Here is a 13,139-nt window from a genome sequence, read left to right as displayed (position 1 = left end):
GATTACTCTCCTTTTATCCTTGCTGTGACATTTTCACCGAGTGTTTCTTTTTGGATTTCGATTAATTCTGCAATTCCTTTTTTCCCGAGCGCAATTAATTCTGCAAGTTCGGCCTCAGAGAATGTTGCTTCTTCCCCGGTTCCTTGCAGTTCTACAAATGCGCCGCTTCCAGTCATGATAATGTTCATGTCTACTTGTGCTGCACTGTCTTCTATATAATTCAAATCAAGTACTGTTCCACCTTCTTCTAAAACGCCCACGCTTGTTGCAGCAAGGAAATCTTTCACTGGGAATTTAGTAAACGGAACTTCTGCATCTAATTTAGCAATCGCCATCACCATTGCGATAAAAGCACCAGTAATTGACGCTGTTCTTGTTCCTCCATCTGCTTGGATAACATCACAATCTAGCCAAATCGTTCTTTCGCCTAACGCTTCTAAATCAACTACTGCACGTAAAGCACGACCAATTAGACGTTGAATTTCCATTGTTCTCCCAGTTACTTTACCTTTGGATGATTCACGAATATTACGTGTGTTGGTTGCTCGTGGTAACATCGCATATTCCGCAGAAATCCAGCCGCGACCTTCCCCTCGCATGAACGGCGGTACTTTAGTTTCTACACTCGCGGAACAGATTACTTTTGTGTTTCCTGATGCAATTAAAACCGAACCTTCTGGGTGCATTAAATAATCCGGTGTTACTTCGATTTTTCGTAATGCATTACTTTCTCTTCCATCAACTCTCATTTGGCGCACCTCTTATTTTCCTAGTTTTATATGTTCTACAGTCATTTCTGGCATATTTAACCAATCTTTAGCAATATCTTGAAAAATTTGTGTAGAGCCCGTGGTGAAAAAACGGTGCTGAATTTCTTTATCTGAAGCATCTAATAAATTATGGTAATCAAGTAGCGCACTCACTTCACTTGCGGTTTCTTCGCCTGAATTAATAACCGCAACATCATCCCCCATAAAATTTTCGATAATTGGTTTTAATAGTGGATAGTGCGTGCAACCTAAGATCACGGTATCAATCTTCGTGCTCTTCAGTGGCAAAAGTGATTCGGCTACTACTTTTTTGGCAATAGCACTTTTGTACTCACCTGATTCTACGACCGATACGAATTTGGGACAAGCTAAGGAATCGACTTCCACTCGCCGATTTAAGCCTTTGAGGGCTGTTGGATAAGCCATACTTTCGACAGTTCCAATGGTTCCAAGTACGCCGATTTTATTATTTCTAGTTGCTTTTAATGCTGCTCGCGAACCTGGTTGAATAACACCGATCACAGGTATATCGAGTTTTGCTCTAATATCATATAAAGCTGCTGCTGTCGCGGTATTGCATGCGATGACAAGCATTTTGATGCCACGGTCTACTAGAAAATTTGTCATTTCCCAGGTAAACTGACGTACTTCTTCTTTATCACGTGGTCCATATGGGCAACGGGCGGTATCACCTAAGTAATATATTTGTTCGTGGGGTAGCTGCTTTAATACTTCTCGCACCACTGTCAAACCGCCAACTCCCGAATCAATAAATCCAATAGCTTGTTTCACAGTCTCGCCTCAATTTCTCTATTAATTTCCAATTTTTTTATCTATACCTTCCATTTTCTTATTTTTTCTGCTTTTTCGCAAGTCTTTTTTATGAAAAAAGGTTTTTTATAGAAATTTCTTTGTTGTGCTTTCCATTTTAGGGTGATTTTGGTTATAATGGTGTATGAAAGTGAGGTATTCGAAATGACAGAAAAAGAACAGAATGGACATGAAGAACACGTACTCGTTCCAAGCTTTGGTTTAGATTTACTACGCGATTATTTAATTCCTGAAATACTTGGAGATGAAGCACCTCACATTATGTACTGGGCTGGAAAAGATTTAGCCCGTAAATTCCCGCTTGATTCATTGGAAGCAATTATTTATTTCTTTGAAAAAGCTTCTTGGGGTAAACTTAGTACATTGAAGGAAAAGAAAGATGAGTTACGGTTACTTTTAGAGGGTGAAATGGTTGAATCCCGCTTTCGTTCCCAAGAAAATCCAACTTTCAAATTAGAAGCTGGCTTTATTGCCGAACAAATACAGGCGCAAAAAGAGTTCTATACAGAAAGTTATGACGAAATTGATAAACGCAAAAAACAAGTAACTATTATTGTCAAATGGGATCGTAAAGAAACAATAGCTAACGAAGAAGGCTATTAAAAAAGAACTTGCGGTGACTGAAAACTTCCCTGCACGGAGTTTATCAGTCACTTCAAGCTCTTTTTTTATTTGTCTAAATCGAATTGGTCGTGTAATATTTGAGCAGCTTCTACCATTTTTCTAGCTGGAACTACGGTGGAAACTTTGATTTCTGAAGTACTAATCATTTTGATAGGAATATTATTTTCGGTAAGCGCTTCAAACATCTGTGCTGCTACACCAGGATTACTTACCATCCCAGAACCAACAATGGAAACTTTCGCTAGTTCTTGTTCGGATTCTAATTTTTCAATTTGTAAAAGCTCTTTACTTTCTTCTAAAACAGCTAGAGTAGAGAGAAGCGCACTCGTTTTAATCGTAAAGGATAAATTACCATGGCCTAGTCCTGTGATACCTTGGATGATGATATCGACATCAATATTATTTTCCGCTAATTTTGTGAAAACTTTAGAAACACGCATCGCTTCTTTTTGTTTCCAATGAATCGTAACACGAGTAATTTGGTCTTCAAAAGCAATACCACGAACTACTTTGGTATTTTCCATCGTTAAATCCTCCTCTATCATCGTTCCGGAAACTTGTTCATGGCTTGCTCTAACTTCTAGTGGAATCCGGAAATTTTTGGCATACTCAACCGATCGCGGATGCAAAACACCGGCACCAAGGTTGGCTAATTCTAACATTTCATCATATGTAATTTGTTCTAATTTTTGGGCTTTTTTCACATAACGAGGGTCTGTTGTAAAAACACCTACTACATCCGTGCATATAGCGCATTTTTCTGCTTTTAACGCAGAGGCAATGGCTACAGCAGTTGTGTCAGAACCGCCGCGACCGAGTGTTGTTATTTCACCATCTGCAGTTAAACCTTGGAACCCTGCAACAACAACGATTTGTCCTGCATCAAGGGCAGATTCTATTCGGGCACTATCGATGTCTACAATTCGAGCATTACTATGAACAGCTTCGGTTTCAATTCCAGCTTGCCATCCTGTGTAAGAAATCGCATCATGACCTTTTTCTTTTAGTGTCATTGCAAGTAGTGAAATAGTGATTTGTTCTCCAGTTGAAAGCAACATATCCATTTCACGTTTATCTGGTAGTTCGCTTATTTCTTCGGCCATCGCTACTAATTTATCGGTTGATTTTCCCATCGCAGAAACAACGACAATTACTTTATTTCCTTGCTTTTTCTCATAAATGGCTTGATCAGCTGTTTTCCCGATTTTATCTACAGTGCTGACAGAAGTTCCGCCAAATTTTAATACCACTAGTCCCACAATCGTTCCTCCTGTCTTGATATCTTTTTGCATTAATATTCTTATTTTAGCGCATTTATGTGGTAAAGGGAAGAGAGAATGGGATGTCTTTGCTTCTTTTATGTAAAAATAGCCAATAATAATATTTTAATAATTTACTACGCCCTATTATAAGCCAATACTTAGATTTTATTAAAAAAAGAATAAAATCTTCAATTGATAACGCAATTACGGATGTTAATTATTGAAATTCTAACTTCAAAACTAGTAATCAAATATTGCTTCCCTTCTATACTGGAAAAAATAGTTGCAACTTTGTCATCTGGTTTAATTATGTCTCCCCTTACTCCTTTATACTTTCCAAATACTGCCTCTCCATTTTTAGCATTTTCAATTATTATTGAATTTATTCACATTGTCTTCGCGAAAATAACAAAACGCCAATAACGTTGAAGAGTCATTGGCGTTTAAATTTAAAATTGGATGTAGCACTCTGTTCTTTTGCAAATTATATCGAAGTTTGCACAGCAGATAAAGCGCAAAATTATTTTTGCTCCGTATTGTTGGCTTTTTCATTGAAGACAGTAATGTGTTTGTGGACTTCTTCTGCAACGTTCAGTGGGACGCCAGCTTCTTTTATTTCAACCACTGTGGCTTCTTTTAATTTTTTCATCGAGCCAAAATGTTTGAGTAATTTTTTCTTGCGACCAGGTCCAACGCCTGGAATGCCATCAAGAATAGATTGGAATCCTGTTTTGCTGCGTAATTGGCGATGAAATGTAATGGCAAAGCGATGGACTTCATCTTGCATTCGTTGCAGTAAATAGAATTCTTGGCTGTTTCTTTCTAATGGAATGATAACGAGTGGATCGCCAAATAATAATTGACTTGTTCGGTGTTTGTCGTCTTTAGCAAGTCCAGCTACAGGGATATCAAGACCAAGTTCGTTGATTAAGACATCTTTAGCGCTATCGATTTGCCCTTTCCCACCATCAATTAAGATTAAATCTGGCATCGGTAATCCTTCTTTTAGAACGCGCCAGTAGCGACGGCGAATTACTTCGCGCATCGTTGCGTAGTCATCTGGCCCTTCGACGGTTTTAATTTTATATTTACGATAATCGTTCTTGCTTGGTTTTCCATCAAGGAATGTCACCATTGCGGAAACTGGATCTGTACCATGAATGTTGGAGTTATCAAAGGCCTCCACGCGAGATGGGGTTGGAATTCCCATGGCTTCTCCGAGACGTTCTACAGCCCCAACTGTACGCTCTTCATTTCGTTCTAGTAACATGAATTTTTCATTTAGAGCTATTTTAGCATTTTTATAGGCTAGTTTGACTAAATCTTTTTTGTTGCCGCGTTGTGGTACGATGATTTTGGTGTCTGGTACAACAGCTTGTACAGCTTCACTATCGACATCATCTGGCAAATAAATTTCTTTTGGTGGAATGTGATTCGTTTTTTGGTAAAACTGACCAATGAAAGTAAGAAAGTCTTCATCCGCATCGTTATAAAACGGAAACTGTGAAACATCGCGTTCGATTAACTTTCCTTGACGAATGAAGAAGACTTGGACGCACATCCAGCCTTTGTCAATCGCATAACCAAAAACATCACGGTCTACGAAGTCGTTCATTGTCATTTTTTGTTTTTCCATGGTTGTTTCAATGGCATTTATTTGGTCGCGAAATTCGCCAGCTTTTTCGAATTCCATGTTTTCCGCGGCGAGTTGCATTTTTTTCATTAAGTCATTTTTTACGGTTTTGTAGCCACCATTTAGAAACGCAACTATTTCGTCTTGCATTTCTTTGTATTTGCTTGCTTCGACATCAAATACGCACGGAGCCAGACACTGACCTAAATGGTAATACAAGCAGACTTTATTTGGAAGTGTACTACATTTTCTTAAAGGATATAAACGATCTAAAATTCGTTTCACTTCATTAGCCGCGTATACATTTGGGTATGGACCAAAATATTTTCCTTTGTCTTTTTTGACTTGGCGGGTAATAATTAGGCGCGGATGCCTCTCACTTGTGATTTTAATAAATGGATAAGTTTTGTCATCTTTTAGTCGAATGTTGAAGCGTGGATCATGCTTTTTAATTAAGTTAATTTCAAGCAATAATGCTTCTACATTGGAGGATGTTACGATATATTCAAAGTCGACAATTTCTTGGACTAAGCGTTGTGTTTTACTATCATGTGTTCCTGAAAAGTAAGAACGAACACGATTTTTTAAAATTTTTGCTTTACCGACATAAATAATCGTTCCTTGTCTATCTTTCATCAAGTAACAACCTGGTTGGTCTGGTAATAGCGCTAATTTATTTTGGATATGTTCAGAAGACATTTTATCAACTCCAGTTACACATTTAAAAAGAAGCTCCGACTTTGGTTAGTCTGAAGCTTCTTTTATTTTAGCATAATTTTAAACGTATTTGTTGATGACTTCATCCAGTTCTTCTTTTGGACGGTAACCGATAATTGTATCGACTACTTCTCCGTCTTTTTTGATAAGAAGTGTTGGAATACTCATAACACCGAAGCTACCTGGTGTTTCTGGGTTTTCATCTACGTCCATTTTGACGATTTTAAGTGTATCGCCGCGTTCTTCTTGTATTTCTTCTAAAACTGGAGCCACCATGCGGCAAGGACCACACCATGTTGCCCAGAAATCTGTTAATACTAAGCCTTCACTAGTTTCTTGTTCAAATGTTGCATCTGTAATTTCTTTTACCATGATTATTCACTCCTTATGACTTTTGTAACCACAGTATAGCATTTACACCTATTTCGAGCTATGTTTTTGCTCAGTAGTTTACTTGAACTCAACGATGGTGACGCCGTTTCCGCCTTCTGCCGCTGCCCCGAAACGGATGGATTTCACCATGCGATGATTTTTCAAGTATTCGGTGACGCCTGTTCGAAGTGCTCCGGTTCCTTTGCCATGAATAATAGCCACTTGAGGATAACCGGCCATTAATGCTTCATCGAGATATTTATCTACTTTTTGGAGTGCGTCTTCGTACCGTTCACCGCGCAAATCTAGCTCACTCTTAGCTGGGGAATCACTGCTATGGACAGATGTGATAATGCGTTGTTTTTTCGGTTTTTCGGGTTGAATGTATTCTAAATCGGTTGTTTTGATTTTCATTTTGATAATGCCGATTTGCACATTCCATTCTGTGTCGTTTATTTTGTTTAATAGGGTTCCTTTTTGACCTAGTGACAGCACGCGAACATTATCGCCATTTTTAAAAACGTGTGGCTTTTGTTTTGGTGCTTGTGGAATCGTTTTGTTGATTGTTTTTGGTTTTGCTTTACCTAGTCTTGTTTTTGCGTCGATTAGTTCATGCTCTTTTATTCCAGCCGCTCCGTTTAATTGCATCGTGCGGAGTTCGTGGATAATTTCTTCTGCCTCAGCTTCTGCTTTTTCAACAATTGTGGCTGCTTTGTTACTCGCTTGTTCGATTAATTTATCTTTTTGTTGGTAGTAGTTGCTGATTTCTTTTTGTAAGTCTTTCAGTAATGCATCGGCCCCGCGCGCTAGTTCCCGAGCTTCTTCGTATTCTGATTCAGCAAGATTTCGTTTTTCTTCTAAACTAGAAATCATATCATTTAAATCGGCGCTTTCTGTATCAACTAAGCTTCTTGCTTCGGTTATGATTGTCTCACTTAAACCTAATCGGCGAGAAATATCAAAGGCATTGCTTCGTCCTGGTACGCCAATCAGCAATTTATAAGTTGGGCTTAACGTTTCAACATTGAATTCTACCGAAGCATTGGTCGCATGAACACGGTTGTAACCATATGCTTTTAGTTCTGGATAATGGGTCGTCGCAACAACACTTGCTCCTTTTGCATGGCTCGCATCTAAAATCGAAATTGCAAGGGCCGCTCCTTCTTGTGGATCCGTTCCAGCACCAAGTTCATCATACAAAATAAGTGATTGGTGATTTACGTTTGCTAAAATCGAAACGATATTGGTCATATGAGAGGAGAAAGTACTCAAGCTTTGTTCGATAGATTGTTCGTCACCGATATCAGCAAAGACATGTTCAAATACCGCAATGGTTGAATCTTCTTGGGCAGGAATTTGTAAGCCAGATTGCGCCATTAAAGTGAGTAATCCTAATGTTTTCAATGTAATGGTTTTTCCGCCTGTATTTGGTCCAGTAATAACAATGGTCGTGAAATCTTCGCCTAGATAAATATCATTGGCAACCACTTTGTCTGCTTCTAGTAGTGGATGTCTTGCTGCTAAAAGTCGAACAACTCCATTATCGCTTAAATGCGGTGTTACAGCTTTCATCGCCTTACCAAAACGTGCTTTGGCAAGAATAAAATCGAACCGTCCAAGAATAAAGGTATTATGGTGAATTTCCTTAATCCAACCAGCTAATGAGGCAGAAATTTCAGCTAGGACGCGTTCGATTTCTTGATTTTCTTTGGATTGCAGTGCTTTACGCTCATTATTTAAGTCTACTACGCTTTGTGGTTCGATAAAGAGGGTTTGGCCAGAAGCAGATTGGTCGTGAACGATTCCGCCGTAATGGCCTTTATATTCTTGCTTCACCGGAATAACATAACGATCATTTCGAATCGTAATAACGGCGTCGCTTAACATTTTTGAAGCATTACGATCGCGCAAATATGATTCTAATTTTTCGCGTACTCGGTCTTCGGTACGACGTAAAGTCCGGCGAATCGAACTTAGTGCTTCACTTGCAGTATCAAGAACTTTCCCGCTTTCATCTATTGAAATGGCGATATCTTCCTCCACTTCATTTAATACTAAAAGTTCCTCTGAAAGTGCGCCGAGAAGTGGTAATTCCACACCTACTTCAAGTAAATCAGCCATAAAGTTTTTCATTTGGCGACTTACACGAAGGTTGCTACCGATTTGGTAAATTTCTAAACCATTTAAATCTCCGCCGATTTCAAGCCGTTTCAAATGGGCATTTACATCGGTCAAACCAGTAATTGGCGCACTTCCGCGTAAACGTATAATTTTCGCTCCTTCTTCTGTTTCAAGTTGTGCTTTTTGAACTACTTGAAAGTCCGTATCTGGAGTTAACGCTAAAATAGCTTGCTCTCCAAGTGAAGAAGAAGCAAATTCTGTCAGTTGTTTTTTTATTTTATCAAATTCTAAAATTGCTTCTACTTTTTTATCCATTAGTCATCCTTCTTTTTCAAAGTTATTTATTCTGTAAAAATTGTTTGAATTCGGCCGCTGATTTTGTATTAAGTACCATGGACTTGTCTAACCATGCTTTTTTAGCTGCACGCACGCCAAGTGACATGAAATCTAAATGTTTTGTATCATGTGCGTCTGTGTTTATGGCTACTGGTACACCTGCTATTTGCGCCAATTCTAAATGTTCTCGGTTTAAATCTAGTCTTTGTGGATTCGCATTAAGTTCAAGTGCCGTGCCAGTATTTTTCGCTAGTGCAATTAGTTCTTTCATATTAACATGATATGGCTTTCTTTTCACGATAATTCTTCCAGTTGGGTGCGCAATCAATCTTACATGCGGATTTTCACATGCTGCTTTTAAGCGTTTCATAATATCTTTTTCTGATTGCCCAAAACTTGAGTGGATCGAGGCAATAACAAAGTCAAGTTGCTCTAATGTTTCGTCTTCAAAATCAAGCGAGCCATCGGGTAGAATATCCATTTCAACCCCAGAATAGACATCAATTTCCGGATAATTAGCAGCGATTTTTTTGATTTCAGCTTGTTGTTCAAGCAATCTTTTTTCATCTAATCCATTGGCGACATGTAAAAATTTACCGTGATCAGTAATAACCATATATTCGTAGCCTTTTGCAATACAAGCTTCAATCATTTCTGGAATCGCATAAGCTCCATCAGACCAAGTTGTATGCATGTGCAAATCCCCACGAATGTCATCTAATTCAAGAAACTTAGTATCTTTTTTGACACGTTCGATTTCTGAACCATCACGCCGAACTTCTGGTGGTAAAAATGGGATATCAAAATGCGCAAAAAAGGCTTGCTCTGATTCAAAGTGCCGTACTGCTCCATCCGCTTGTTCAACACCGTATTCGCTGATTTTTTCGTCTGCTTGTTTAGCAAGTTGACGCATTTTGATGTTATGATCTTTTGAGCCAGTAAAATGATGTAATGTCGTTGCAAAATCTTTATTCTCTACTAAGCGAAAATCAACCGAAATAGTTATTTTATCTACTAAAACAGCTGAAACCTTTGTATCTCCCGCACCAGTCACATCCGTTATAAGCGGAAATGCCAATAATGCTTTTTGAACTTCTCTTGGTTTTTCGGTTGCAATAACATAATCTAAATCTTTAACGGTTTCTCGTAATCTTCGGAGGCTTCCTGCTTGAGCAAACGTATCTATTCCTTCTATTCCAACCAAATATCCCTCTACTTTTTCAATAATTGGTAGAACATCATTTAATGGATATCTATCTGGTCGCTCACCCATTTCTCGCACTGCTTCAACCATTTTGTCTACTGATTTTTTTCCAAATCCTTTTAAAGTTTCCATCTGACCATTCTCAGCTTTTTCAAGCAAACTAGTTTTGTCTGTCACGCCTAGTTCATGATAAAGACGTGATAATTTTTTGCCACCGAGTCCTGGAACATCAAGTAACGGGACTAATCCAGCTGGCACTTCTTTTTTCAGTTCATCAAGTTCTGGGGATTCTCCTGTCTCTAAAAAGTGTTGAATAATTTCTCCGGTTGTTTTACCAATACCGCTAATTTTTGTAAAATCGTCTATTTCAGTCAAACTCCGGCTATCTAACTCGATAGCTTGGGCTGCTTTTCGAAACGCAGATATTTTAAAACTATTTTCTCCTTTTAACTCCATATAAGTGGCAATTTCTTCTAATAAGCGAATAATTTCTTTTTTATTTTTAACCATTTATATTCCCCCGTTTCATTCATTAAAAAATACCAGAGTAATCCTATCCAAAATTGGCTAAGAATATACATCTGGTATCGATTCTATCTTTGTTATTTTGGCAGAATGTCTGTCATCCAATCGTAAAAATTCATGGATAAAATTGGCGTATTTTCAAGAATCCACTGTGCGACACTTGATCCGTGTAGCACGTTTTCAGTCCAAGTGGCTGGGTAAACTGCCATGATGAATAAAGCAACAAAAATAAATAAGTAGGAATTAATAACCCCAATAACTGCTGCAAGTAATCCATTGATTTGACGCAAAATCGGAATTTTAGTAAGTCCGCCAGCAAGTGAAGCTAACATATGAACGATAATAATCGCTACAATAAAAATAATCACAAAGCTTAAAACATTATAATACGCTGATTCTGTTCTAAGTTCTTCTAATATCGCAGAAAGTCCACTTGTACTTTCCACACTTGGATACGGTATAAATGTAAGATGTGGCGCTAAATCTTCGTAATACGTATACGAAACAAAAAATGCCAAAATATAGCCTACTAATAAAATAAGTTGTTTGATTAGCCCTGCTCGGAATCCTGCAAAAAAGCTACAAACAAGTATAATTAAAATAATCGCATTTAAAATCATTAATCTCTTCCTTTAATACGAGCTAGTTCATCTTCCAACTCTCTGAATTTTTGTTCTAGTTTTAAATAATCGTGGGTTGCATTCACTGCTGTTAAGACAGCGAGCCTGCCACTATCTAGCGCATGATTTTGGGAGCCGATTTCGTGCATTTTTTCGTCAACTTCTCGAGCTACTTTTCGTAAGTGATCTGCTGTTTCTACTCCAACTATCGTATATTCTCTGCCATAAATCGTTGTCACTACTTTATTTCTCTCATTTGCCACGTAAAATTCCTCCTCGCCCAAATTCATTTAGGACGCTACTTGTCATAATCTTATCACGAAAAAGCTGGAAAGAAAAGAGTCAACTACCCGCCTAGGCTATTATTCAGTCTTTCGTCGTAGTGTGTTACAATAGAACTTTGAAAGGATGATGCTTTATCGCAAATACAGTTATCGTAGTCAATCAGATAATGATGGAAAAAATGAAACAAACCTATCTCCCCTTTTCAAGTCCTAAACTTCCACCAGGTGCTGTTTTTGCAGCTAAAAAGCCTGGTGTTTCGATTACAGGATATAAATCATTAAAAGTGATGTTTCAAGGAGCAAATGGAGAGGCAGAAGCAAAAAAATGGGTTGCGACTCTTCCGACAACTACGAGTAGAGCTCCAAGCGCATCAAAAGGTGTACTTCCTGCTAACTTTGCCAGCAAAAATGTGCTTGGATCTGATGAAGTAGGAACAGGGGATTTTTTTGGTCCAATTACAGTTTGTGCGGCTTATGTGGAAGAATCCATGATGCCACGTTTAAAAGAGCTTGGTGTTAAAGATTCGAAAGCAATGAAAGATCCAGAAATTTGTCGTATCGCCGAGAAAATTATGCCGATTGTCCCACATAGTGTACTGCTTTGTCCCAATCCGAAATACAATGAACTTCAAAGTCGCGGGATGAATCAAGGTCAAATGAAAGCTCTCTTACATAACCGCGCACTCGAAAATGTTTTGAAAAAAATTGCACCGATAAAACCGGAAGCTATTTTAATCGATCAGTTTGCAGAAAAAAATACGTATTATCGTTATTTAGTAAAAGAAACAAGTATTATTCGTGAAAATGTCTTTTTTGCAACAAAAGCGGAAGGATTACATCTTTCTGTAGCTGCAGCTTCGATTATCGCACGTTATAAATTTGTCCAGGCTTTTGATGAGATGTCCCGTGAAGTCGGAATTCCTTTACCAAAAGGAGCTGGCCCACATGTGGATGTCGTGGCTGCGGAAATTATCGAGCGTTTTGGAATGGAAACATTAGCTAAATATACGAAAAAGCATTTTGCAAATACAGAAAAAGCGTTAAAAATTACCCAAAGATAAATGAAAACACCTCGTTATGCAGCATTAACGAGGTGTTTTCATTTATATAGAAGGAATTTGCCAATCAATTGGTTTAACCCCTTTGTTTGTCAGAAATTCGTTTGCTTTCGAGAAATGTTTGCATCCCATAAATCCACGTGAAGCAGAAAGTGGACTTGGGTGGACGGATGTAAGTACTTGATGATGTGGATTAGTTAATAGTTGCATCTTCTCCTTCGCATTGTTTCCCCAAAGTAAAAAGACAACTGGCTCTTCTTTTTGGTTGATTAGTTCAATAATTCGGTTCGTCAATATTTCCCAGCCTTGTCCGCGATGGGAATTTGCTTGACCCGCGCGAACGGTTAATACGGTATTTAATAGCAACACTCCTTGGTCAGCCCATGGTATAAGATAACCATTGTTCGGAATATCACAATGGAGGTCATTTTTAAGCTCTAAATAAATATTTTGTAGTGATGGTGGTATTTCTACTCCTTTTTGAACAGAAAAAGAAAAACCATGTGCTTGTCCTTTTCCATGGTATGGATCTTGACCGAGTATTACCACTTTTACATTTTGATAGGACGTATGTTTTAACGAATTAAAAATATCATACATATCAGGAAAAACGGTTTTTGTTTGGTATTCCTTTTTGAGAAATTGACGTAGTTTTAAATAATAAGGCTGTATAAACTCATCTTTTAGCAACTCATCCCAGTCATTTTCAAGTTTTATCATTGGGTGTTTCCTCCTTTAATTATTCATCTCTATATGTCCATCATAGCAAAATATGGATTTTT

12 protein-coding genes are annotated in these 13,139 nt (G+C 38.1%); 2 read left to right on the top strand and 10 right to left on the bottom strand.

What is annotated here, in order from left to right; genetic code table 11:
• Nucleotides 1-2: 2 nt before the first annotated feature.
• Entirely contained in the window at nucleotides 3-749 is a 747-nt protein-coding gene (gene rph, locus CKV67_RS06045) for a ribonuclease PH (protein WP_014092629.1), read from the bottom strand.
• A gap of 12 nt (nucleotides 750-761) precedes the next feature.
• Entirely contained in the window at nucleotides 762-1,562 is an 801-nt protein-coding gene (gene racE / locus CKV67_RS06040) for a glutamate racemase (RefSeq protein ID WP_014092628.1), read from the bottom strand.
• A 147-nt stretch (nucleotides 1,563-1,709) separates the two neighbouring features.
• On the opposite strand from racE, the gene CKV67_RS06035 reads away from it, so the two are divergent.
• Nucleotides 1,710-2,204: a YslB family protein gene (locus tag CKV67_RS06035; RefSeq protein ID WP_095075140.1), complete on the top strand. Its 495-nt coding sequence runs from the start codon at nucleotides 1,710-1,712 to the stop codon at nucleotides 2,202-2,204.
• Nucleotides 2,205-2,269: 65 nt separating this feature from the next.
• Here the strand turns inward: CKV67_RS06035 and CKV67_RS06030 are convergent, their stop codons facing one another.
• The 7 genes from CKV67_RS06030 to zapA all read right to left on the bottom strand — a co-directional run bounded on the left by CKV67_RS06030 (nucleotide 2,270) and on the right by zapA (nucleotide 11,278).
• Nucleotides 2,270-3,484: an aspartate kinase gene (locus CKV67_RS06030; protein ID WP_014092626.1), complete on the bottom strand. Its 1,215-nt coding sequence runs from the start codon at nucleotides 3,482-3,484 to the stop codon at nucleotides 2,270-2,272.
• Nucleotides 3,485-4,007: 523 nt separating this feature from the next.
• The gene (gene uvrC, locus CKV67_RS06025) at nucleotides 4,008-5,819 is read right to left on the bottom strand and encodes an excinuclease ABC subunit UvrC (protein ID WP_014092625.1); all 1,812 of its coding nucleotides are present in this window, start codon (nucleotides 5,817-5,819) and stop codon (nucleotides 4,008-4,010) included.
• 78 nt (nucleotides 5,820-5,897) lie between these two features.
• On the bottom strand, nucleotides 5,898-6,209 hold the full coding sequence (trxA, locus tag CKV67_RS06020) for a thioredoxin (protein ID WP_012985446.1): 312 nt from the start codon (nucleotides 6,207-6,209) through the stop codon (nucleotides 5,898-5,900).
• 78 nt (nucleotides 6,210-6,287) lie between these two features.
• On the bottom strand, nucleotides 6,288-8,645 hold the full coding sequence (locus CKV67_RS06015; protein WP_014092624.1) for an endonuclease MutS2: 2,358 nt from the start codon (nucleotides 8,643-8,645) through the stop codon (nucleotides 6,288-6,290).
• Nucleotides 8,646-8,667: 22 nt separating this feature from the next.
• A complete protein-coding gene (gene polX, locus CKV67_RS06010; protein ID WP_014092623.1) occupies nucleotides 8,668-10,380 on the bottom strand; it encodes a DNA polymerase/3'-5' exonuclease PolX in 1,713 nt (570 codons plus the stop codon).
• A 92-nt stretch (nucleotides 10,381-10,472) separates the two neighbouring features.
• Nucleotides 10,473-11,015 carry a CvpA family protein gene (locus CKV67_RS06005; RefSeq protein ID WP_014092622.1) on the bottom strand — a complete coding sequence of 181 codons (543 nt, stop codon included), beginning with the start codon at nucleotides 11,013-11,015 and terminating at the stop codon, nucleotides 10,473-10,475.
• Nucleotides 11,015-11,278 carry a cell division protein ZapA gene (gene zapA, locus CKV67_RS06000; RefSeq protein ID WP_014092621.1) on the bottom strand — a complete coding sequence of 88 codons (264 nt, stop codon included), beginning with the start codon at nucleotides 11,276-11,278 and terminating at the stop codon, nucleotides 11,015-11,017. The genes CKV67_RS06005 and zapA overlap by 1 nt, the downstream gene beginning before the upstream one ends.
• 155 nt (nucleotides 11,279-11,433) lie before the next feature.
• On the opposite strand from zapA, the gene rnhC reads away from it, so the two are divergent.
• Complete coding sequence (gene rnhC / locus CKV67_RS05995; protein ID WP_077913076.1) at nucleotides 11,434-12,360, top strand: ribonuclease HIII; 927 nt, start codon at nucleotides 11,434-11,436, stop codon at nucleotides 12,358-12,360.
• A gap of 42 nt (nucleotides 12,361-12,402) precedes the next feature.
• Here rnhC and CKV67_RS05990 read toward each other — a convergent pair whose 3' ends face one another.
• The gene (locus tag CKV67_RS05990; RefSeq protein ID WP_014092619.1) at nucleotides 12,403-13,077 is read right to left on the bottom strand and encodes a uracil-DNA glycosylase; all 675 of its coding nucleotides are present in this window, start codon (nucleotides 13,075-13,077) and stop codon (nucleotides 12,403-12,405) included.
• Nucleotides 13,078-13,139 lie beyond the last annotated feature (62 nt).

The organism is Listeria ivanovii subsp. ivanovii, from assembly GCF_900187025.1.
In the GTDB taxonomy this organism is placed as follows: domain Bacteria; phylum Bacillota; class Bacilli; order Lactobacillales; family Listeriaceae; genus Listeria; species Listeria ivanovii.
The sequence above is the reverse complement of the archived record's forward strand: the minus strand, read 5'-3'. Positions and strand labels throughout refer to the sequence as shown.

Coding starts and splice junctions, on each gene's coding strand:
- rph (WP_014092629.1), bottom strand. CDS start 749: ATGAGAGTTGATGGAAGAGAAAGTAATGCATTACGAAAAATCGAAGTA.
- uvrC (WP_014092625.1), bottom strand. CDS start 5,819: ATGTCTTCTGAACATATCCAAAATAAATTAGCGCTATTACCAGACCAA.
- trxA (WP_012985446.1), bottom strand. CDS start 6,209: ATGGTAAAAGAAATTACAGATGCAACATTTGAACAAGAAACTAGTGAA.
- CKV67_RS06015 (WP_014092624.1), bottom strand. CDS start 8,645: ATGGATAAAAAAGTAGAAGCAATTTTAGAATTTGATAAAATAAAAAAA.
- polX (WP_014092623.1), bottom strand. CDS start 10,380: ATGGTTAAAAATAAAAAAGAAATTATTCGCTTATTAGAAGAAATTGCC.
- CKV67_RS06005 (WP_014092622.1), bottom strand. CDS start 11,015: ATGATTTTAAATGCGATTATTTTAATTATACTTGTTTGTAGCTTTTTT.
- CKV67_RS05990 (WP_014092619.1), bottom strand. CDS start 13,077: ATGATAAAACTTGAAAATGACTGGGATGAGTTGCTAAAAGATGAGTTT.